We start from the raw sequence: 21,709 nt of genomic DNA on the forward strand, positions 1-21,709 counted from the left end.
TACGTTCCTCCCATTTTCCTGGTTAGCACCATGATTGTCCGTCCGCGTCCTTCCGCGCTGGCTTTGTTCTTTGTCTTGCGCGGGTCCATCATCCCGCGGATCCTCAGCCGCATCCTCGTCATCACGGCGCTGTCCTGCTTCGTGGTGTGGATGTACCACCAGGAATGGTTCTCGCCCGCCCATCTGTCGGCGGTGCCGTTCTCGTTGTTCGGCCTGGCCCTGTCCGTGTTCATGGGCTTTCGCAACAACGTCTGCTACGACCGCTGGTGGGAAGCGCGCAAGCAGTGGGGCGACCTGATCGTGCAGGCGCGCAGCCTGGCGCGCGAAAGCTCGGTGCTGCTGGCGGCCAGCACCGCCAACCCGGTGCAGGAGCGCATCGTGCGCCGTTGCATCGGCTTTGGCTACGCGCTGGCGGCGCGGCTGCGGCAGGAAGACATGGCTTCTGCCGCGCGTCCCTGGGTGCCGCAGGACGAGGCCGAGGCCCTGGCCGGCTGCCGCAACGTGCCCGACGTCTTGCTCATGGCCATCAACCGCGACCTGGCCGCCTGCCTGCGGCGCGGCGAACTGAGCGACATCCTCTACCAGGCGCTGACCCAGCGCGTGGCCGCCTGCGCCGCCATCCAGGCGGCCTGCGAGCGGATCAAGTTCACGCCCTCGCCCTTCGCCTACTCGCTGCTGCTGCATCGCACGGCCTGGTTGTTCTGCCTGCTGCTGCCCTTCGGCCTGGTGGGCACGCTGGAATACATGATGCCGGTGGCCGTCACCATCGTCGCTTACACCTTCTTCGGCCTGGACGCGGTGGGCGACGAACTGGAAGATCCGTTCGGGTCCGATGAGAACGACCTGCCGCTGTCGGCGCTGGCCCGGGTGATTGAGATCGACCTGCTGGAAGGCCTGGGCGTGCGGCCCCTGCCCGAGCCCGCCGTGCCGGTGGATTTCGTGCTGCGCTGAGGCAGCGCCTATTCCGCCAAACCGGTCAGCGGCAGCTTGGTTTCCTTCAACCGGCGCAGCACGAAGCAGGATTTGCTGTGCCGGATGCCCGGGATGCGGTAGAGCTGTTCGCGCAGCAGCCGTTCGTAGTCGCGGGTGTCGCGCACGGCGATGCGGATGTAATAGTCATAGTCGCCCGAGACCAGGAAGGCCTCCAGCACCTCGGGGATCTGCGCCAGCGCCCGGCCGAACTCGTACAGCGTTTCCTCGCTGTGGCTTTCCAGGGTGACGTGGACGATCACGGTGTCCATGAAGCCCAGGCTGGCCGGATCGATGTCCACCGTATAGCCGCGGATCACCCCGGCGCTTTCCATGCGCTTGATGCGGTTCCAGCACGGCGTGGACGACAGGCCGACGGCCGCGCCGATGTCGTTCAGGCTGGCGCGCGCGTTGTCTTGCAGCACCTTGAGAATGGCGAGGTCAAACTTGTCCAGGTTCATTTTCTTTGATTCCTTAAAATCAAAGATAAATTTACTCCGTTCATCGGTTATCCGTGGAAAAGAAGATAAATATTCTTCGGATCTACGAATAAGATAGATAGCATGAACGATCGCCTGCACCCCACCGCCGCCGCCGCGCTTGCCGCCTCTGAACGCCCCGCCGATAACGGGGCGAAAATTCTGCTCGATACGTTAATCGCGTGCGGCGTGGACACCATTTTCGGTTACCCCGGCGGCGCCGTGCTGCCGCTGTACGACGCCCTGTACGCGGAACCGCGGCTGCGCCACGTCCTGGTGCGCCACGAACAGGCTGCCGTGCATGCCGCCGAGGGCTACGCCCGCAGCACCGGCCGCACCGGCGTGGTCTTCGTCACGTCCGGCCCGGGCATGGCCAACACCACCTCGGGCCTGCTGGACGCCATGTGCGATTCGATCCCGGTGCTGTGCATCAGCGGCCAGGTCGCGACCGCTGCCATCGGCACCGACGCCTTCCAGGAATGCGACGCCATCGGCATCTCGCGCTCGGTGACCAAGTGGAACACTCAGGTCCGTTCGGTGGACGACGTGGCCGCGGTGACGGCCCGCGCCTTTGAACTGACCCGCCAGGGTCGTCCCGGCCCGGTGCTGCTGGACTTCCCCAAGGACGTGCAACTGGCCGTGCCGCGCGACGCGGATGACGATTCCGTGCCCTCGCAGCAGAAGCTGGCCGCGCTGCGCGCGCGCCGCCAGGCGGGCAAGCTGGCGCCCAAGCTGCCGCAGTCGGCCGTGCGCCGCGCCGCCGCCTTGATCGCCCAGGCCAAGCGCCCCATCTTCTACGGCGGCGGCGGCCTGGTGAACGCCGGCCCCGAGGCCTGCGAGGCCTTCACCGACCTGGTGCGCCACACCGGCGCGCCCTGCACCCTGACCCTGATGGGCCTGGGCGCTTTCCCCGCGTCCAACCCGCAATTCGTCGGCATGCTGGGCATGCACGGCACGGTCGAGGCCAACCTGGCCATGCACAACGCCGACCTGGTGGTCTGCATCGGCGCCCGCTTCGACGACCGCATCACCGGCAAGCTGTCGGAATTCTGCCCGCACGCGCGCAAGATCCACATCGACATTGACCCGGCCTCCATCAACAAGGTGGTGCGCGTGGACGTGGCCCTGGTGGGCGACTGCCTGCCGCTGGTGCGCGCGCTGCGCGCCGAACTTGGCGACGACCCCATGGACCCGGCGCGGCTGGCGCCCTGGTACCAGCGCATCGCCGCCTGGCGCGCCCAGGACTGCCTGGGCTATACCCCGGCGGCCGACGCGATCCTGCCGCAGCACCTGATGTCGCGCCTGAACGCCGCGCTGGCGGACCGCGACGCCATCGTCTCGACCGACGTGGGCCAGCACCAGATGTGGGCCGCGCAGTACCTGCGCTTCGACAAGCCCAACCGCTGGCTGACCTCCGGCGGCGCCGGCACCATGGGTTACGGCGTGCCCGCCGCCATCGGCGCGCAGGTCGGCCATCCGGACAAGACCGTGGTCTGCGTCAGTGGCGACGCTTCAGTGCTGATGAACATCCAGGAACTGTCCACCGCCATGCAGCACCAGACGCCCGTCAAGGTCGTGTTGTGCAACAACGGCTACATGGGCATGGTGCGGCAATGGCAGGAGCTGATCCATGGCGGTCGCTACAGCCACAGCTACAACGCTTCGCTGCCGGACTTCGTGGCGCTGGCGCGCGCCTTTGGCTGGGGCGCGGCCCGCGTCGAAGACCCGGCGCAGCTGGACGCGGCGTTGGCCGAATGCCTGGCGCATGATGGTCCGTATTTCCTGGACGTGGCGGTGGCCGCGCAGGAGAACTGCTTCCCGATGATGCCCGCCGGGCATGGGCATCAGAAGATGATGCTGGCGGAAGGGGTGTGGTATCAGGACGAGACGACGTAAGCGGTACGTGGATGGCGGAGGCTGCGGCCGCGCGTGTGTGCCGCACACCCCGCACGCGGCAGCCATCGCCGTCCCATCTCCCTCAGAACTGAATCGACAATCCCCCGTCCACCACCAGCACGTGTCCGTTCACGTATGACGCCGCGGGCGATGCCAGAAACACGGCAGCGCCCGCGATTTCTTCAGGCTCGCCCCAGCGGCCCGTGGGATTGCGCGCCGCGATGCGCGGCCCGACGTTGGGATCGGCCACCATGGTGGCGTTGGTTTCGGTGGCGAAGGTGCCGGGCGCGATCGCGTTGCTGGTGATGCCATGGCCGCCGAATTCCGCCGCTAGCGCGCGCACCATGCCCGTCAAACCCTGCTTGGCCGCGGGATAGACCGCATCGCCCGAGCGCGCCAGCTCGCCCACCACCGAGGTGATCGCGATCAGGCGGCCGCTTCCCTGCCGCACCATGCGTTCGGCGGCGAACTTGGCCAGCAGCATGCCGGCGACCAGGTCGGTGTCGATCAGCTCGCGCATCTCGGCGGGGCTGGTGTCGCGCAAGGTCTTGCGGTTGCGGGCGCCGACGTTGTTCACCAGGATGTCCAGGCGTCGATGGTCGCGGTCTATGTCCTGGAAGGCGCGTTCCATGGCCGCATCGTCGCTGATGTCGAACGGCAGCGGATGCGCGTCCAGTCCCGCGGCGGTCAATTCAGCCGCGGCGGCGGCCGCCGCCTCCACATTGCGGCCATTGATCAACACTCGCGCGCCGCATCCGGCCAGCGCCCGCGCAATACAGAAGCCTAGCCCGCGCGCCGAACCGGTCACCAGGGCGACCTGTCCCGTCAGGTCGAAGTTGCGCAAATATGGCAGCGTATTCATGTCAGTCGTCCAAAGTGCTTCGTCTCAATCAGGGCCGCTGCGGGCGGGAACCAACCTATTCGCGGAACTCCGGCGCCCAATGCAGCAGCCGGCGTTCCAGCCAGGTTACGCAATAAACCAAGGCGATGCCGACGATCGACAGCAGCGTCACCGCCGCGAACATGTCGGTGGCGTTCAGGGTCGCCAGCGCGGTGATCATCAGATAGCCCATGCCCGTGGTGGAGCCCACGAATTCCGCCAGCACCACGCCGATCAGCGCGAAGCTGATGGCGTTGGGCAGGGCCGCGAAGGTCCACGCGGCCGCGGTGGGGATGCGCACCCGCCACAGGATCTGGCGCGGCGAGCCGCCCAGGGTGCGGCAGAAGTCCACCAGCTCGCGCTCCACGCTGCGGCCGCCCTTGTAGGTGTTGAAGAACACCAGGAAGAACACCACGAACCAGGACGTCACCACCTTGGAGGCCAGCCCCAGTCCGAAGAACATGGTGATGAGCGGCACGAAGGCGATGCGCGGCATCGAATTGAACGCCACGATGAAGGGGTTGAACACGTCGGCCAGGAAACGGCTGCGGCTGAGCGTCATGCCCACCACGAAGCCGCTGCCCACGCCCACCAGCAGCCCCACCATGGTGGCCTGCAGGGTCAGCCACAGGTGCGGCCATACGGAACGCGGGCCGGGCTGCAGCCATTCCCACAGGCGCACGGCGACGCGCGAGGGCTGGCTGATGAAGAAGGGGTCGAACAGCGTGTTCTGGGCGAACCAGGGGATGCGCGTGAGCGTTTCCCAGGAGCCCAGGATGATGGCAAGGATCAGCACTTGCCAGAATGTGATGCGCAGCCGGCGCGCCACGCTGGCGCGGCGGTCCAGCCGCAGCTGGTCCTGCAGGGAATCGGCGGAGTAAGTCGTGGTCATGACGCGTATCGGTTCAGGCGGCGGCGCGGAACTGCTGTCCCAGCACGCTCCAGAGGCTTTGCACGTGGGTCACGAACTGCGGCGTTTCGCGCAGCGTGAATACATCGCGCGGGTGCGGGATCTCGATGCGCTCGTCCAGCAGCACGCGGCTGGGCGGGCCGGACAGCACCACCACCCGGTCGGACAGCAGGATGGCTTCGTCCAGGTCGTGCGTGACCATGACGATGGTCTGGCCCAGCTTGCGCCAGATCTCGATGAGTTCGCGGTGCAGGTGCGTCTTGGTGTGCGTGTCCAGCGCGCCGAAGGGCTCGTCCAGCAGCAGGATGCGCGGCTCCACGGCCAGGCTCATCAGCAGCGCCACGCGCCGCCGCATGCCGCCCGACAGCTGGTGCGGAAAGGCGTCGGCGAACTGGCTGAGGTGGCCCATTTCCAGCAGCTCGGCCACGCGGCGCTCGATCTTGTCGGCCGCTACGCCCTGGAACTTCAGGCCCAGCGCCACGTTCTTGCGTACGCTGAACCAGGGCAGCAGCGTGTCCTTCTGGAAGATGTAGCCCAGGGCCGGCGGCACCTGGCCGTCGACGACGCGGCCGTCCACGCGGATGGTGCCGGTGGTCGGGCGCAGAAAGCCCGCGATCATGTTCAGCAGCGTGCTCTTGCCGCAGCCCGACGGGCCCACGATGGAGACGAACTCGCCTTCCGGGATCGTCAGGCTGACCTCGCCCACCGCATGCGTGGTGGCCTGGCGCGTCTGGTAGGCCTTGCCCACCTTGTCCAGCGTGATCATCAGAGACCCCGGGCGCGGCGCACGAAGCTCATGTTCACGCAACGGTCGTAGGGCACGGTCTTGAGTTCGTCGTTGGAGAACTGGCGGCCGTCGCCCATGATGGCCGTCATGCGGTCATAGGCGTCCTGGGTGATGATGTTGTCCTTCAGGAACACCGTTTCCTTGTAGACGCCCAGCGTCTTCTCGATGGCGGCGCGCGGGAAGGCGTTCAGGTAATCGTCGTAGATGGCGTCGGTGACGGCCGCGGCGCTGTTGGCGCTGATGAAGTCCTGCGCGCGGACCAGGGCGGTGACGAAGGCCTGCACCACTTCGGGGCGCTTCTGGATGGTGTCCTGCAGGGTCAGGGCCGCGATGCCCGGCACGTCGCCGCCCATGAATTCGTTCCACGAGCTCTCGGTGGTGGCGTCGAAGATGGGCACGCCCCAGCCTTCCTGCTTGGCCTGCTCCATCATGGACATGGTGGCCATGCTGGCGGACACCGAGCCGGTCTTGAGTGCGCCCAGCATGGTCGCCAGGTCGCCCAGCGGGCGGATGTCCACCTTGTCGGCCACGCCGGCCTTCTGCATCAGGTACAGCGCCATCAGCCAGGTGCTGGACTGCGGCTGGGTGGCGCCGACGCGCTTGCCCGCCAGGTCCTTCAGCGATTTGATCTTGCCGCTTTCGAAGTCCTCGCGGCGCACGATGACGTTGGCGTAGGTGAGCTTGCGGTCGAAGCCGAACACCAGGGTGGCGGGCTTGCCGGCCAGCGTCAGCGCGGGGGCGGCCGTCGCGGCGGTGGCGCCGAACACGATCTGGCCCGCGGCCAGCAGCTGGTTGGTGCGCGGACCGCTCTGCGAATTCAGGTATTCGACTTCCAGCCCGCCTTCGCCGAAATAGCCTTTCTTCAGCGCGACGTAGCCGGCGGCGAAGAACGGGTCGATGCTGCCCTGGCCGTAGACGACGCGGCCCAGCTTGGGTTGCGCGAACGCGACGCGGCCGTTGACCAGGCTGATGCCGGCCAGCGCGCCTGCGGCGGCCAGCACGCGGCGGCGGGTGGTGAAGTCGGGGCTGTTGCTCATGTCATCCTCGGGTTTGGTCTGGTTGCTGCTGGTTGGCGTAGACAATACCCCAGCGGCCGCTGGCGGCCAACAATGGAAAACGCCCGGTTGCCCGGGCGTTGCGCACGATGGTCGGGGGGCGGCGCGTCTGGCGCCGCGCCCGTTCACGCGGCGGTCTTTTTCGGCGCGGCCTTCTTCACCGCTTTCTTGGCGGCCGTTTTCGTGGCCGTCTTGGTTGCGGTTTTAGTGGCGGTCTTCTTCACCGCGGCCTTCTTGGCTGGCGCTTTCTTGGCGGCGGTCTTGGTCGCGGTCTTGGCGGCCGTCTTGGCCGGCGCGCGGCCCGGCTTTTCAGGACGCGGCTCGAACTCGAAGCCGATCTTGCCGTCCGGCTGGCGGACGAGGAAGGCCTTGAACTTGCGGTTGGTGCGGCTGGAGACGAAGCCGTCGAGCAGGTCGGTGCGGCCGTTGGTCAGCAGCTTTTCCATTTGCTCGCGCGAGATTTCCTGCTGCAGGATGACCTTGCCGGAACGGAAATCGCAGCTCTTTTCGGGGCCGACGGATTTCTCGCAGACGTAGCTCATGCCGTGCTCGAACACGCGCGACTGGCACTTGGGGCACGAACCCACCGGCGTGTGGCCGGAGAAGTCCACGGCCTCCCCGTCGTCCTCGTCGTTCTGGCCGAAGTCGAATTCCAGCTTGTACTCGTCGCTGATGCGCAGGATGGCGGCGAACGGCCGGCCCATCTTGCTGATGAAGCCTTGCAGCGGACCGATCTCGCGCTTGGCCAGCAGTTCTTCGACTTCGGGCAGTTCGAAGGTGCGGCCGCCCGGGTGCTTGCCGATGGAGAAGTCGCAGGCGGTGCAGGCAAAGCGGCGATAGTTTTCCTTCACCACGGCGCCGCACTTGGGGCACGGCGTCTGCAGCGTGGCGTAGTCGCCCGGCACCGTGTCGCGCTCGTATTCCTTGGCGCGCTTGACGATGACCTGGGTCATCTGCGCGATCTCGCGCATGAAGGCCTCGCGGCCCAGTCCGCCCTGCTCGATCTGCTTGAGCTTGTGCTCCCATTCGCCGGTCAGTTCCGGCGAGGTCAGTTCGGACACGTCCAGGCCCGAAAGCAGCGTCATCAGCTGGCGCGCCTTGGCGGTAGGCACCAGGTCGCGGCCTTCGCGGCGCAGGTAGCTTTCGTTGAGCAGGCCTTCGATGATGGCGGCGCGCGTGGCCGGCGTGCCCAGGCCGCGCTCGGACATGGCTTCGCGCAGTTCCTCGTCGTCCACCAGCTTGCCCGCGCCTTCCATGGCCGACAGCAGCGTGCCTTCGTTGAAGCGGGCCGGCGGCTTGGTCGAGAGGCCGACGGCTTCCACGTCCTCGGTGCGCACGGTCTCGCCGTCCGCCACGGGCACCAGGTTGGCGTCTTCGCCCTGGGCTTCCTTGCCGTAGACGGCCAGCCATCCCGGGCTGACCAGCACCTTGCCGTCGGTGCGGAAGCGGTGCCCCTGCACTTCGGTCATGCGGGTGGTGACGCGGTATTCCGCGGCGGGGAAGAACACCGCCAGGAAGCGCTTGAGCACCAGGTCGTACAGCTTGGCCTCGGCTTCGCTCAGATCATGCGGGATCTGCAGCGTGGGGATGATGGCAAAGTGGTCCGACACCTTCTTGTTGTCGAAGATGCGGCGGTTGGGCTTGACCCAGCTTTCACTGACCACCGTGCCGGCGTGGCGGGCCAGGCCGCCCACCGCGTTGGAGCCGCCCTGCGCCAGCGCGCGCATGGTCTCCTTGACGGTGTTGACGTAGTCCTCGGGCAGGTAGCGCGAATCGGTACGCGGGTAGGTCAGCGCCTTGTGGCGTTCGTACAGGGTCTGCGCCAGCGCCAGCGTGGTCTTGGCCGAAAAGCCGAAGCGGCCGTTGGCCTCGCGCTGCAGCGAGGTCAGGTCGTACAGGGCCGGCGACATCTGGGTCGACGGTTTGGACTCTTCCGTGACGCTGCCGGGCTGTTCGCGGCAGGCGGCCACCACGCTTTGCGCGGCGGCGGCCGACCACAGGCGCGATTCGCGCTTTTCCGGGTCGCGGTCGTCTTTCTTGAACTGCGGATCGATCCAGCGGCCTTCATACAGGCCGGCGGCCGCCACGAAGGTGGCGCGCACTTCCCAGTAGTCGCGCGGCACGAAGCGGCGGATGCGTTCCTCGCGCTCGGCCACGATGGCCAGCGTGGGCGTCTGCACCCGGCCGACCGGCGTCTTGAAGAAGCCGCCGTCCTTGCTGTTGAAGGCGGTCATGGCGCGCGTGCCGTTGATGCCCACCAGCCAGTCGGCCTCGGCGCGCGAGCGCGCGGCCGCTTCCAGCGGCTTGAGCTGGACGTCGTCGCGCAGGTTGGCGAAGGCTTCGCGGATGGCGGCCTGGGTCATCGACTGCAGCCAGAGGCGCTGGATCGGCTTCTTCACGCCCGCGTACTGAATGATGTAGCGGAAGATCAGTTCGCCCTCGCGCCCGGCGTCACAGGCGTTGATGATGGCGTCGACGTCCTTGCGCTTGGCCAGGCGGACCAGCAGCTTGAGCCGTTCGGCGGATTTCTTGTCGGTGGGGCCCAACTCGAATTCGGGCGGAATCACGGGCAGGTGCGTGAAGCTCCACTTCCCCTTGACCGGATCGTTGGGCGCGACCAAGCTCAGCAAGTGGCCTATGCTGGACGCGAGGACGTAACGTTCGCTTTCAAAATAGTCGCCCTCGCGCGCAAAGCCTCCCAAGGCGCGTGATATATCAAGGGCCACCGAGGGCTTCTCGGCAATAATCAGCGTTTTATTCATGTGTATCCAGTGGCGGCAGTCCCGCCGTAGTAGCGCGGATAATAAGATCGGAGATTCGCCAGATGCAAGTCGGCACTGAAAGACAAGCGGGATCCGAACTACACGCTTGGCGTCAATTTCTGGCGCGGAGCACCCTCTGGCTGGGGGTTTTGCTGCTAGGCAGCGCAGCAGTTTGCTGGGTCGCGGCCAACTGGCAGGACATGACGAAAGTGCAGCGCTTCGCCGGCGTCCAGGGACTCCTGGCGGTTTGCGCGCTGGCTGCCGCCTGGGCCGGATTGCGCCTGCGGGCCAGTCCCGGCGTGCGCCGCACCATACCGGGCGCCCTGCTCGCCCTGGCCGGCATCCTGCTGGGTGCGCTGCTTGCATTGCTAGGCCAAACTTATCAGACCGGCGCGGATACCTGGGAATTGTTCGCCTGGTGGGCGCTTTTGCTGCTGCCCTGGGCGCTGGCCGCCGGCAGCCAGGCCGTCTGGCTGCTGTGGGCGCTGGTGCTGAACGTGGCGGTGGCCTTGTGGCTGGGCGAGCGGGTGTTCTCCTGGATGCTGATATTTGGCGGCCCGGGCGTGCCCGGCCTGATAATGGCCGGCCTGAACCTGGTGCTGCTGCTGGGCTGGGAGCTGGCTGCCCGCCGCTGGCGCGCTAGCACCCTGGTCGGTCCGCGGGTTCTGGCCGTCCTGGCGATCAGCGTGCTGGTGCTGACCCAGATGCTTGGCGACTTCCTGGGCCGCGGCCTGGGCCTCTATAACGGCATCGCCTGGGTCGCGGTGACCCTGGGCCTGGGCTTCTATTATCAGAAGGGCCGGCGCGACCTGATCATCCTGGCCATGCTGGCCGCCGGCGTCATCTGCGTGTCGCTGCGGGTGGCGGGCGAATGGCTGCTGCGCCTGGAGCCCGGCGTCTGGGCGGCCCTGCCGCTGGCGGCGCTGCTCATGGCCGAGGCCGTCTTGGCCGCGCGCTGGCTGCGCCGGCTTGCCGGCGACCCGCAGACGGCGGTGGCCGCGGCTGCCGATTCCGAACCGGCTGCGGCTTCGGCCGGCAACTCGGTGGACCCGGCAGACGCCAGCGCGCCGGTCGCGCAGCTGGCGCCCGCTCCGGCGCCGCAGGCGGATCCGCCCTGGTACGTGCAGTGCCTGCTGGGCCTGAGCGCCTGGCTGTCGACGGTATTGCTGCTGGTGTTCATCGCCTTCTCGGGCTTCATCACCTCCGAAGGCGGCGCGCTGGTCGCCGGGCTGGTGCTGTGCGCGGCCGGCGTGGCGGTGCTGCGTAGCGACGCCGGCCCGTTCTGGCGCCAGTGCGGCACGGCCATGGCCTTCGCCGGGCAGATCCTGATCATCTTCGGACTGTCCAGCTCGACCTCGTTCGCCAGCGCCTGCGTCTTCGTGCTGCTGATGGCGGCCACGGTCTACGCCGTCGGACCCGACGTCATCCTGCGCTTCCTCAGCGGCCTCTTGATCGCCTCGGCCGGCGCCGGCCTGATCTGGTACGGCCTGTCGCCCGACGTGGGCCAGGAAGACCTGCTGGACGCCTGGATGCGCTTTGACGCCATGCGCGCCACCTTCCTGTGGCTGCCCATCGCCGTGACCGGAGCCTGGGCAACGGCCGTGATCTTCACCCTGGCTCATCGCCTGGGCGGCAAGCGCGGCCACACGCTGCAGCCGCTGGGCTGGGCCTTCCTGCTGTCGGTGCAGGGCATGGTGTGGCTGGCGGGCGGCATCTCCGTCCAGCAGCTGCCCGCCATGTGGCAGCTGAATCCGCACACGACCGTGCTGGTCGCGGCCGGCGCGCTGCTGCCGGTGGCGGCGGCGCTGGCGGTGCTGTGGCCGCGCCGCCATGTGCTTACGGCTGGCGTCACCTGGGGCGTGCCGATAGGCCTGTTGATCCTGGCGCTGTTCTGGCTGCCCAGCCCGGGCGTGGGCTTCGCCCTGGCCTGGCTGCTGCTGGGCTTCGGCCTGAACCAGTTCCGCCTGGTGGTGTTCGGCGTGCTGAGCCTGCTGATTTATCTAGGCGTCTATTACTACCAGCTGGACGTGCCGCTGCTGCAAAAGGCCTTGTGGCTGGGCGGCGGCGCGCTGCTGCTGTTCGTGCTGCGCGCCATGGTGTGGCTGGTGCCGCGCCTGATGCGCACCCAGCCGCCCAGCCAGCGCATGCCGCTGCCGCCGGTGTCGGGTCCGCTGCGCTGGCGCACGCTGGCCATCATGGGCGGATTGGCGCTGGTGCTGGTCGTCGCCAACGGCGGCATCTGGCAGCGCGAAAAGCTGCTGGCTACCGGCAAGGTGGTCATCTTGGAACTGGCGCCGGTGGATCCCCGCTCCCTGATGCAGGGCGACTACATGGAGCTGACGTTCGCGGCCAGCCGCGAAGTCACCCGGCTGCGGCTGGGCGGCGAACGTCCCGAGACCACGGAATCGGTCATGGGCTACGAGCCGGACGGCTATGTGATGTTGATGCCCGACGCGCGCGGCGTGGCGCAGCCGCTGCGCATCCAGCCGGACACGCAACCGCACACCGACGCGGAAGTGCCGCTGCGCTATCGCATCCGCGACAACAGCGTGCGCATCGTGACCAACGCCTATTTCTTCCCCGAAGGCCAGGCCGAGCGCTACCAGGTCGCCCGCTACGGCGAGCTGCGCGTGGCGGACAACGGCGAGGCCTTGCTCGTCAGGATGCTGGACCAGGACCTCAAGCCGCTGTAGCGGCGGGCAGCGGGAAGCGCCGCGCCCATTGCGCGGTGGCTTCCCGCAGGAAATGGTCGCGGTCGGCGCTGTCTATCGGATCGAAGCCCAGGGCGCGCCAGGCCGCCGTCAGCGCCGCCAGCGGCGCGCCGGTGTCGATGGGCGGGGCGCCGTTCTGCTTGGACAGCTTCAGGCCGCTGGTGGCGTCCAGGATCAGCGGCACGTGCAGGTAGCGCACCGGGGGCAGCCCCAGCAGCCGGCCCAGCACGCGCTGGCGCGCGGTGGAGCTGAGCAGGTCCGCGCCGCGCACCACGTCGGTCACGCCCTGCGCGGCGTCGTCCACCACCACCGCCAATTGATAGGCCCACAGGCCGTCGGCGCGCCGCAGGGCGATGTCGCCCACCGCCTGCGCCACGTTCTGTTCCTGCGGACCCAGCCAGCGGTCCACGAAATGCTCCACGCCTTCTGGCATGACCACGCGCCAGGCTCGGGCCTGGCGGCCTGCGGGCAGGCCATGGCGACAGGTGCCGGGGTACGGCCGTTCGCCATCGGCGCCGGGCGCGGTCTGGCCGCGCAGCGCTGAATCAGCGATTTCGCGCCGGGTGCAGCCGCAGCCATAGATCAGGCCGCGCGCGGCCAGCGAGTCGAAGGCGGCCTGGTAGGCGTCGCCGCGGCGCGATTGCCACATGATCTCGCCGTCCCAGGCCAGGCCCAGCGCGCGCAGCTGGGCCATGATGACGTCGGCCGCGCCCGGCACCGTGCGCGGCGTGTCCACGTCTTCGATGCGCAGCAGCCAGCGCCCGTCCTGAGCGCGCGCGTCCAGCCAGCTGGCCAGCGCGGCGACCAGCGAGCCCGCATGCAGCGGGCCGCTGGGGCTGGGGGCGAAGCGGCCGATGTAATTCACGATGGGACGCCCGCGCGGCATTGCGCGCGGGTAAGGAGTAACGGCATCAAGCGACGCGGATGCCGGTCAGTGCAGCAGGCGCGTGCCGTCTTCGTCCAGCAGCTCTTCCAGGACCAGATTGTCGATCTCGGCTTCCTGGCTCCAGAGAACCATGAGGGCGATGATCTTGATCTTGGACAGCGGCACGGGCGTTTCCGGCGAAGCCAGGCCCCGGTCGATAACGATCTCACGCAACGGCGCGGGCAGCACGCCAGCCGATTCCAGGAAGGCGATGAAGCCGATGGATTCGGTGCCGAGCTGCTGGTATTCGTTGTCGGTGTAGATCCGGATGCCGGTGGCGGGAGCCTGGGCGAGGTCGACGCAGCGTTCGGTGGTTTCGGCCAGGCCGTAGAGCCAGCCGAGGGCGTCGTCGATGTCTTCGTGCTCGAAACCGGCGGCGGCAAGCCGCTTTGCGAGCACGTCGGCCGCAGGACAGGCTTGCGGCGTGTAGTAATTCTCGTACAGATAAACCAGGATATCGAACATATGGCGCAGTTTTGTGCCTGTTTGCACAGTCGGCCCGCATATCGGCAGACCAGCAAACATGAATTTTACTTTACGCTGATTTATAGGGGTGGGCAACCGGCCGGACGGTGGACTGTTGTATGTCGTCACCCTGCGGCAACAGGCAGGCATTTTCGGTCTGATTGCTGCCTATATTCATGATCTGGCAAGAAAAGGGGCGGGCCTTGCGGATCCGCCCCTTTTTCCATCGGGGTCCGTCCCTCAGGCTGCCCGCGGCGCGTTTTCCAGCTTCAGCTGCGCCAGCTGGCGCATGAACACCGGGATGCAGATCGCCAGCCCGATCAGGCCGCTGGTCAGGCCCGGCAGGATCGTCAGCAAGGCACCGATGGTGCACAGCCAGCGCTCCCAGCTCTTCATGCCCACCAGCATGTAGCGCGAGAACGCTGCCGACAGCAGCACCAGGCCGACCATGCAGCCGAACAGCGTCACGAAGAAGTCGTACCAGGTGAAGCCCTGCACCGAGATCAGCAGCGACGGCGAAAACACGAACACGAAGGGCACGATCAGCTTGGTGATGCCCAGCCTGAAGGCCGTGTTGCCGGTCTTGAACGGATCGCTGCCCGCCATGCCGGCCGCCGCATAGGCCGCCAGCGCCACCGGGGGCGTGATGTCCGCCAGGATGCCGAAATAGAACACGAAGAAGTGCGCCGCGATGGGCTGCACGCCCAGCTGCACCAGCGTGGGGGCGGCCACCGCCACCATGATCAGGTAGTTCGCGGTGGTGGGCACGCCGCAGCCCATCAGGATGCAGACGATGCCGGTCATGATGAGCGCGGCGATCAGCGTCAGCGTCTGCATGTTGGCCAGCGCGTCGGGGATCACCATGGCCGCGCCGCCCGCGATCGCCTGCGAGGCCGCGATCACGATGTACGAGATCTTGAAGCCCACGCCGGTCAGCGTCACCACGCCGATCACGATGCCCACGGTGCCTGCGGCCGCGCCCACGGCCAGCGCGTACTTGGCGCCGGTCTCGAAGGCTTCGTACAGGTCGCGCCAGCGCAGGCGCTGGAACGGATTCAGCAGGCCCACCACGATGCAGCCCGTGATGCCGGCAAACGCCGCCAGGTACGGCGTGCGTCCGCTGGCCAGCACGCCGATCAGCAGGACCAGCGGAATCAGCGTCGGCCAGCGCATCTTGAACGACTGCTTGAGCTTGGGCATTTCCTCTTCGGTCAGGCCGCGCAGGCCTTCACGCTTGGCCTCGAAGTGCACCTGCATGAACATGCCGAAGAAGTACAGGAAGGCCGGGAAGATGCCCGCGATGGCGATCTGCTGGTACGGGATGCCCAGGAACTCGATCATCAGGAACGCGGCCGCGCCCATGATGGGCGGCGTGATCTGCCCGCCCGTGCTGCTGGCTGCCTCCACGCCCGCGGCGAAGTGCCGCGGATAGCCGATGCGGATCATGGCCGGAATGGTCAGCGAGCCCACCGTGACCGCATTGGCCACCGACGAGCCCGACAGCATGCCGAACATGGCCGAACCGAACACCGACACCTTGGCGGGGCCGCCGGCGTAACGCCCGGCGATTGTCGAGGCCACGTCCAGGAACAGCTGGCCCAGGCCGATGCGGGTGGCCAGCACGCCGAACAGCACGAAGTGGAAGACATAGGTCGCGACCACGCCCACCGCCACGCCGTACACGCCCTGGCTCGTCAGGTACATATGGTTGACGACCTGCGACCACGTGTTGCCGGCATGCTTGAGCAGGCCCGGGAAGTACGGCCCGAACATGGCGTAGGCCATGAACACCAGCGCGATGATGGGCAGCGGCCAGCCCATGGCGCGGCGCGTGGCTTCCAGCAGGCCGATCAGCAGGATGGACCCCATGAACACGTCCATGGGCAAGGGGTTGCCCACGCGGAACGCCAGGTCCTCGAAGATGTAGGGGATGTACAGCACCGACAGCGCCAGCGCGATGGCGATGATCCAGTCGTACAACGGAATGCCGCCAGGCGAGAGCCAGGTGGACTTGGGCTGGCGCTGGTAGTGCGACTTGGAAAAGCCGAACACCAGGAAGATCAGGCTCAGCACGAAGGCCAGGTGAACGCCGCGATGCGTGGCCTCGCGCAGCAGGCCGAAGCCGGCCGTGTAGTAATGGAACAGGGATAAGGTGACGAGCAGGCCCGACACGATCCAGGTGGCCGTCTTGTCCAGCGGCCGGAAGCGGATTTCCGAATCGTACTTTTCCGCCAGCTGCTGGGTTTTCTCGTGGTCTATTTCCATCGCGGTGAGTCTCTGGTGATACAGCAAGCAGGGCCGCTCGTGGCGGCCCTGCGCGATTCAATCGTCCCGGCGCCCGCGGCCTGCGACGCGTGCTGGTCGCATCAAACCAGCGCGGCCCGATCGGGGCCGCCGTGGAGCCGGCTCTGCCGGTCCACGCGCGGCGCCCCCTTGAGGGGGAAGCGCCGCAGGCGCTTCGGGGGTGGGCCTACTTATTTCAGCAGACCAACTTCCTTGTAGAACTTCTCCGCGCCCGGATGGAACGGAATGCCCGCGCCCTTGACGGCGTTTTCCTTGGTGATGAGCTTGCCCTTGGCGTGGCCGGCATCCAGCGTCTTGCGCGTGGCGTCGCTGTACAGCGCCTTGGTCACTTCGTACACCACTTGCTCGGGCAGCTTGGCCGACGTGACCATCTGCGCGTTGACCGAGATGGTCTTCACTTCAGGCAGGTTTTGGTACGTGTTGGCGGCGATGACGTCGGGCGTGAAGAATTCCTGCTTGCCGCGCAGCGCGTCGATTTCCGGGCCGACCAGCGGCACCAGCTCGATGCTGCCGGTGGAGGCCAGTTCGGCGATGGCGCCGGCGGGGGCGCCGCCCACGAAGAAGAACGCGTCCAGGCCGCCGTCCTTGAGCTTGTCGCCGGCCTGGTTGGGCTTGAGGTATTCGGCCTTGATGTCCTTGTCGGTCAGGCCGTAGGCGCCCAGGATCAGGCGCACGTCGACCAGGGTGCCGGAGCCCGGCTCGTCCATGGACACGCGCTTGCCCTTCAGGTCCGCCACGCCCTTGATGCCCGAGCCCTTGCGCGTCACCAGGTGGATGCTTTCCGGGTACAGCGTGGCGATCAGGCGCAGGTCCTGGGCCTTGGGCTTGCCTTCGAAGGTGCCGGTGCCGCTATAGGCCCAGAACGCCACGTCGGATTGGGTGAAGCCCGCTTCAAACGAGCCGCCCATGACGCCGTTGATGTTGGCGACCGAACCGTTGGAGGCCACCGCGGTGGCGATGAGCTTGCCCGGCTGCGACACGGCGTTGCCGATGATGCCGCCCACGGGATAGTAGGTGCCGGCGGTGCCGCCGGTGCCGATGCGGAAGAACTGTTGGGCCTGCGCCGTACCGGCGGCGCCGACGGCGGCTGCCGCGATGGTCAGGGCGGTGATCCAATTCTTGAGTTTCATGCGAGCTTCTCCGATTCTTGCTGACGGGTGTCATTAATATGATTTCTGCCGTTGGGCGAATTCCCCCGGCAAAAACGCGCCTCCCCTCGGGGGCTTTCTTTATGATGAAATTCTGTCATGCCCACCCCCCGTAGCCAACGGTTACCGGGCTATCGTTTTCCAGGGGGTGGCATCGCCCAAGGTTATGGATGGTCCCGCTTTGGTTATGGCGCGGGTTACATCCTTGCAGTGCTGATAACGGAGTTGCCAAGATGTCCCAGGAAGTCATACGCGGCATAGCGCTGCCCCCCGCCGCCCAGCCGGGCGATCCCCTTGCCCGCGTCGACACGCCCAGCCTGGCGCTGGACTTGACCGCCTTCGAGGCCAACCTGCGCGCCATGCAGGCCTGGGCCGACCGCCACGAAGTGGCCTTGCGGCCGCACGCCAAGGCCCACAAGTGCCCGCAGATCGCGCTGCGCCAGCTGGCCCTGGGCGCGCGTGGCATCTGTTGCCAGAAGGTCAGCGAAGCCCTGCCCTTCGTGGCCGCCGGCATCCGCGACATCCACATCAGCAACGAAGTCGTCGGCCCGGCCAAGATGGCGCTGCTGGGCCAGCTGGCGCGCACCGCCAAGATCAGCGTCTGCGTGGACAACGCCCAGAACCTGGCGCAGCTGTCGGCCGCCATGGTGCAGGCCGGCGCCGAGATCGACGTGCTGGTGGAAGTGGACGTGGGCCAGGGCCGCTGCGGCGTGTCCGACGACGCCACCGTGCTGGCGCTGGCGCAGCAGGCGCGCGAACTGCCGGGCCTGAATTTCGCGGGCCTGCAGGCCTATCACGGGTCGGTGCAGCACTACCGCACGCGTGAAGAACGCGCCAACGTCTCGCGCCAGGCTGCGCGCATCGCGGCGTCGTACGCGCAGCTGCTGCGCGAAAGCGGCATCGCCTGCGACACCATCACGGGCGGCGGCACGGGCAGCGTGGAATTCGACGCGGCCAGCGGCGTCTACACCGAATTGCAGGCCGGCTCCTATGCCTTCATGGATGGCGACTACGGCGCCAATGAATGGGGCGGCCCGCTCACCTTCCAGAACAGCCTGTTCCTGCTGTCCACCGTGATGAGCGCGCCCGCGCCCGACCGCGTGGTGCTGGACGCCGGCCTGAAGTCGGCGTCCGCCGAATGCGGCCCGCCCGCGGTCTATGGCGAGTCCGGCCTGACCTGCACCGCCATCAACGACGAGCACAGCGTGGTGCGCGTGGAGCCGGGCGCTACGGCGCCCGCGCTGGGCAGCGTGCTGCGCCTGGTGCCCGCGCACGTGGACCCCACCTTCAACCTGCACGACGGCTTGGTCGTGCTGAAGGACGGCGTGGTGCAGGACATCTGGGAGATCTCGGCGCGCGGCTTCTCGCGCTGAGCGCGCATTCGCCGCACGCGTAAAAAAAGCCGGCGCGCGTGACGCGCGCCGGCCGCAAGGCGGGTTGCCGCGGAGATCAGCGGGCCTGCTGCTGGATCTTCTCCCCGCCGCGCTCGATGTCTTTGCCGGCGCCTTCGACCGTGTTGCAACCCGCCGCCATGCTGGCCACGGCCAGCGCCAGCACGATCCAGATTCGTTGTGTCATCTTGTCCTCCTGGTGGCGCTTACTTGCCATAACGGGTCTTGGCTTCCGCCACGCACTTGTCCTTGGCGTCGCCCGACATGGCGGCGCATTTCTGCTTGGCCACGTCGTAGTCGGCGTCCTGGCGCGTCTTGGCGGCGTTATGGTTGGCCTCGGCCTTCTTCTTGCCGGCCTTGGCCTGCGCCTCGGCCACGTCCTTGTCGGCGCGCGCTTGTTTCATGCACGCGTCCTTGGGGTCGCCGCGCATGGTGTCGCATTGCTTCTTGGCGGCGTCGTAGCGCGCGTCGATCTGGTCCTGCGACATCGCGGCATTGCTCTGCGCGTGGACCGGCGCCAACGCGGCGCCCAACGCCAGGGCCAGGCCCAGGGCTGCATTTCGGTAGTGCTTCATGGTCGATACCCTTGAATCCGTGGGAAAGGGAACCGCCGGCCGGCGCACGAGGGCGGGCCGGCGGCCTGCCAGGCTTATTTCTTGTTCAGCGCGTCGCGGACCTGGTCCTTGGCTTCGCCGACATTGCGCTGCACTTTGCCGACGGTCTTTTCGGCCTTGCCTTCAAGCTCGGTCTCGCGGTTGCCGGTCAGCTTGCCGGCGGTCTCCTTGATCGTGCCTTTGACTTCCTTGGCAGCGCCTTTGATGCGGTCGTTGTCCATGTCATCGCTCCTTGCTCGGGTTTGCGTGAAACCGCGCCGGAGAACCCCGAGGGGCCTGGATTCCGGCTGCGGACGAACCCACTATAGGAAGCGCATGGTGCGCGCGTAAGAAGCGCGCGCATCAGATCGACTGGTACTTTTCTACTGACTTTTGCGTGGCCGCTATCGGGCTTGCACTTGGGCGGCGTTCTGGCCTGCGTTCGAGTCCGCGCCTATTTCTGAGCCCGCTTGCGCGCCGGCTTTTCATACCCCACGATGCCGCGCTGCCGCGCCCAGATGATGGCCGCGCTGCGTCGGTGCACGTCCAGCTTGCTGTACAGCGCCGCCACGTGATTGCGCACCGTATTGCGCGACAGGTGCAGGCTGGATGCGATCTCCGCGTCGGTATGGCCCTGGCACATCAGGCCCAGGATCTCGCGCTCGCGCGGCGTCAGGTCGGCCAGTTCGCTCTGCCCCTGCGGCTCGCCTTGCGGGGCGCGGATCTGCGCAAGCTTCTCGATGACGGTGCGGCTGAACCACGAGGTGTCCTGCATCACGGTCTCTATCGCTTCCATCAGCTCGACTTCGTTGCGCTTGCGCTCGGTGATGTCTTGTATCGCCGCCAGCACGCAGGGCTGATTCTGGATCGACACCGGCGCGGCCGACACCAGGCAATCCAGCAGCGCGCCGTCGCGCGTGCGCAGCGCCATTTCCTGGCTGCGCACGCTGGCGCCTTGTTCCAGCGAGGCCATGGCGCGGTCATAGGCCTGCGGATCTGTCCATAGCTGCGCCAGCGCATCCTCGTCGCGCTCCAATGTCTTCGCGTCATAGCCGGTGGTGGCGATGAAGGCGTCGTTGACCTCAAGCAGCTTGCCCTCCGTGGTGCTCAGCGTCATGGGCACGGGTGCCAGCCGGAACGCGGCGGCAAAGCGCTGTTCGCTGTCGCGCAGCGCCGTTTCGGCCTTGCGGCGCGGCTCCAGGTCATTGAAGGTGAACAGCATGCAAGGCTGTTCAGCCACTTCGATGGGCTGGCCCGCCACCACCACCAGCTTGGTGCCGCCGTCGCGCACCGCGATCAGGGTCTCGGTCTGCGGGATCGTTGCGCCTTCCGCCAGCCTGTGCAGCGCGTCCTCGCGCTGCGGCGTATCGCCCAGCACGTCGCGTTGGCGCAGCGTCTTGCCCAGCACTTCCTCGCGCGTGTAGCCGGTCATCGCCAGAAAGCCCTCGTTGACCTTGATGTGGCGCAGGTCCGCCAACGAGCAGATCACGGCCGGCGCGGGGTTGGCGTTGAAGGTGCGCTCGAAGCGCTCCTCCGCGCTGAATCGCTCGGTCACGTCCAGCAGCACCAGCACCATGCCCTCGGCCGCGCCTTGCGCATCGCGCAGCATCAGATTGCGCACCTGGTGCATGCGGCTGAACTCCGGATCGCGGCGGCTGCTTACTTCCACCACCACGTCCTTGAAGGCCTCGCCCGCCAGCGCGCGGTCCAGCGGATATTGCGCCGCCCGCAGCACGCGGCGGTTGCGATAGCGCAGCGCAAATGCCTTGCGGTAGCCGGCGGCCGTGCCGCCCAACGCGGCCAGATCCGTCACGCCGTGCATCGCCAGCGCCGTGTCGTTGGCCCAGACGATGCGCCGGTCCTGATCCAGCAGGATGATGCCTTCGATCAGGCCGTCGATGATTTCCAGCAGATGGCGGCGTTCCGTCGTGAACGCCGTGGCAGTCTTCTTCATCCAGGCTCCTCGGTGTGCAAAACCGGGCCGCTGGCACGCGGCCGCAAGATAGGAAGAAAGTACTAGATAAAGTCGTCCCGCGTGATCTGGGCGGGCGCGCGCACGGCTTCTATCGTGGTCCTGCACCGATACGCGTGCTGCTTCGCGTGAAACGCTTTACGTGAATCTTCAGGAGATATCCATGAACACGAACCAGAAGCCAGGCGATCCCACCAACCAACCCGGCATCGACCCGTCGCGTCCTCCCGGACAGGAACCCGGCGATGCGCCGGAGAAGCAGGCCCCCGGCCAAGTGCCGGGCAAGCCGGGTCCCGATGAGATCGATCCGGGGCGGGTGCCGCCGGAGGCGCCTGGGAAGCCGGGGCAGCCCGGCGAGCCCGGACGTCCGGGGCAACCGGGAGATCCGGCCTAAGTCCGGATTGGCCGTGCCGTATCGGGCGCGGCCTGCCTGACCGGCCGCCCGGCAAACCGCTCCTGCGA

19 protein-coding genes are annotated in these 21,709 nt (G+C 67.3%); 5 read left to right on the forward strand and 14 right to left on the reverse strand.

Features of this window, described 5'->3' with window-relative positions; translation table 11 throughout:
* Nucleotides 1–30 precede the first annotated feature (30 nt).
* Nucleotides 31–951 carry a bestrophin family protein gene (locus HWY37_RS21105; RefSeq protein WP_175205328.1) on the forward strand — a complete coding sequence of 307 codons (921 nt, stop codon included), beginning with the start codon at nucleotides 31–33 and terminating at the stop codon, nucleotides 949–951.
* Nucleotides 952–959: 8 nt separating this feature from the next.
* Here the strand turns inward: HWY37_RS21105 and HWY37_RS21110 are convergent, their stop codons facing one another.
* On the reverse strand, nucleotides 960–1,430 hold the full coding sequence (locus tag HWY37_RS21110) for an Lrp/AsnC family transcriptional regulator (RefSeq protein WP_013390823.1): 471 nt from the start codon (nucleotides 1,428–1,430) through the stop codon (nucleotides 960–962).
* A gap of 93 nt (nucleotides 1,431–1,523) precedes the next feature.
* On the opposite strand from HWY37_RS21110, the gene ilvB reads away from it, so the two are divergent.
* A complete protein-coding gene (ilvB, locus tag HWY37_RS21115) occupies nucleotides 1,524–3,344 on the forward strand; it encodes a biosynthetic-type acetolactate synthase large subunit (protein ID WP_176089807.1) in 1,821 nt (606 codons plus the stop codon).
* A gap of 82 nt (nucleotides 3,345–3,426) precedes the next feature.
* On the opposite strand, the gene HWY37_RS21120 is transcribed toward ilvB, so the two are convergent.
* The 5 genes from HWY37_RS21120 to HWY37_RS21140 form a co-directional block, all read right to left on the reverse strand.
* Nucleotides 3,427–4,206: an SDR family oxidoreductase gene (locus HWY37_RS21120; protein ID WP_176089758.1), complete on the reverse strand. Its 780-nt coding sequence runs from the start codon at nucleotides 4,204–4,206 to the stop codon at nucleotides 3,427–3,429.
* A 55-nt stretch (nucleotides 4,207–4,261) separates the two neighbouring features.
* Entirely contained in the window at nucleotides 4,262–5,116 is an 855-nt protein-coding gene (locus tag HWY37_RS21125; RefSeq protein WP_175205326.1) for an ABC transporter permease, read from the reverse strand.
* 13 nt (nucleotides 5,117–5,129) lie between these two features.
* Nucleotides 5,130–5,900 carry an ABC transporter ATP-binding protein gene (locus tag HWY37_RS21130; RefSeq protein WP_059376495.1) on the reverse strand — a complete coding sequence of 257 codons (771 nt, stop codon included), beginning with the start codon at nucleotides 5,898–5,900 and terminating at the stop codon, nucleotides 5,130–5,132.
* Nucleotides 5,900–6,958: an ABC transporter substrate-binding protein gene (locus HWY37_RS21135; protein ID WP_042795812.1), complete on the reverse strand. Its 1,059-nt coding sequence runs from the start codon at nucleotides 6,956–6,958 to the stop codon at nucleotides 5,900–5,902. The genes HWY37_RS21130 and HWY37_RS21135 overlap by 1 nt, the downstream gene beginning before the upstream one ends.
* 143 nt (nucleotides 6,959–7,101) lie before the next feature.
* Nucleotides 7,102–9,738, reverse strand: a complete 2,637-nt coding sequence (locus tag HWY37_RS21140; RefSeq protein ID WP_175205325.1) for a DNA topoisomerase III — start codon at nucleotides 9,736–9,738, stop codon at nucleotides 7,102–7,104.
* Nucleotides 9,739–9,800: 62 nt separating this feature from the next.
* Between HWY37_RS21140 and HWY37_RS21145 the strand changes: the two genes are divergently transcribed.
* Nucleotides 9,801–12,431: a GDYXXLXY domain-containing protein gene (locus HWY37_RS21145; RefSeq protein WP_175205324.1), complete on the forward strand. Its 2,631-nt coding sequence runs from the start codon at nucleotides 9,801–9,803 to the stop codon at nucleotides 12,429–12,431.
* Here the strand turns inward: HWY37_RS21145 and gluQRS are convergent.
* The 4 genes from gluQRS to HWY37_RS21165 form a co-directional block, all read right to left on the reverse strand.
* Complete coding sequence (gene gluQRS, locus HWY37_RS21150) at nucleotides 12,418–13,314, reverse strand: tRNA glutamyl-Q(34) synthetase GluQRS (protein ID WP_246302357.1); 897 nt, start codon at nucleotides 13,312–13,314, stop codon at nucleotides 12,418–12,420. The genes HWY37_RS21145 and gluQRS overlap by 14 nt on opposite strands.
* Nucleotides 13,315–13,380: 66 nt before the next feature.
* On the reverse strand, nucleotides 13,381–13,839 hold the full coding sequence (locus tag HWY37_RS21155; protein WP_175205322.1) for a Smg family protein: 459 nt from the start codon (nucleotides 13,837–13,839) through the stop codon (nucleotides 13,381–13,383).
* 240 nt (nucleotides 13,840–14,079) lie between these two features.
* Nucleotides 14,080–16,104: a TRAP transporter permease gene (locus HWY37_RS21160; RefSeq protein ID WP_175205321.1), complete on the reverse strand. Its 2,025-nt coding sequence runs from the start codon at nucleotides 16,102–16,104 to the stop codon at nucleotides 14,080–14,082.
* A gap of 209 nt (nucleotides 16,105–16,313) precedes the next feature.
* A complete protein-coding gene (locus HWY37_RS21165; RefSeq protein WP_175205320.1) occupies nucleotides 16,314–17,273 on the reverse strand; it encodes a TAXI family TRAP transporter solute-binding subunit in 960 nt (319 codons plus the stop codon).
* Nucleotides 17,274–17,524: 251 nt separating this feature from the next.
* Here HWY37_RS21165 and HWY37_RS21170 point away from each other — a divergent pair, with 251 nt between their 5' ends.
* The gene (locus tag HWY37_RS21170) at nucleotides 17,525–18,664 is read left to right on the forward strand and encodes a DSD1 family PLP-dependent enzyme (RefSeq protein ID WP_175205319.1); all 1,140 of its coding nucleotides are present in this window, start codon (nucleotides 17,525–17,527) and stop codon (nucleotides 18,662–18,664) included.
* 76 nt (nucleotides 18,665–18,740) lie between these two features.
* On the opposite strand, the gene HWY37_RS21175 is transcribed toward HWY37_RS21170, so the two are convergent.
* The 4 genes from HWY37_RS21175 to HWY37_RS21190 form a co-directional block, all read right to left on the reverse strand.
* Nucleotides 18,741–18,869 (reverse strand): entericidin A/B family lipoprotein, encoded by a 129-nt coding sequence (locus HWY37_RS21175; protein ID WP_175205318.1) that lies wholly within the window; start codon nucleotides 18,867–18,869, stop codon nucleotides 18,741–18,743.
* Nucleotides 18,870–18,888: 19 nt separating this feature from the next.
* Entirely contained in the window at nucleotides 18,889–19,257 is a 369-nt protein-coding gene (locus tag HWY37_RS21180; protein ID WP_176089760.1) for a hypothetical protein, read from the reverse strand.
* Between the two features lie 74 nt (nucleotides 19,258–19,331).
* Entirely contained in the window at nucleotides 19,332–19,517 is a 186-nt protein-coding gene (locus HWY37_RS21185; protein ID WP_175205316.1) for a CsbD family protein, read from the reverse strand.
* A gap of 212 nt (nucleotides 19,518–19,729) precedes the next feature.
* The gene (locus HWY37_RS21190; RefSeq protein WP_176089761.1) at nucleotides 19,730–21,229 is read right to left on the reverse strand and encodes a PAS domain S-box protein; all 1,500 of its coding nucleotides are present in this window, start codon (nucleotides 21,227–21,229) and stop codon (nucleotides 19,730–19,732) included.
* Between the two features lie 181 nt (nucleotides 21,230–21,410).
* On the opposite strand from HWY37_RS21190, the gene HWY37_RS21195 reads away from it, so the two are divergent.
* Nucleotides 21,411–21,641: a hypothetical protein gene (locus HWY37_RS21195; RefSeq protein WP_175205314.1), complete on the forward strand. Its 231-nt coding sequence runs from the start codon at nucleotides 21,411–21,413 to the stop codon at nucleotides 21,639–21,641.
* The last annotated feature ends 68 nt before the right edge of the window (nucleotides 21,642–21,709 follow it).

It is taken from the genome of Achromobacter anxifer, from assembly GCF_903652925.1.
Taxonomy (GTDB): Bacteria; Pseudomonadota; Gammaproteobacteria; order Burkholderiales; family Burkholderiaceae_B; genus Achromobacter; species Achromobacter anxifer.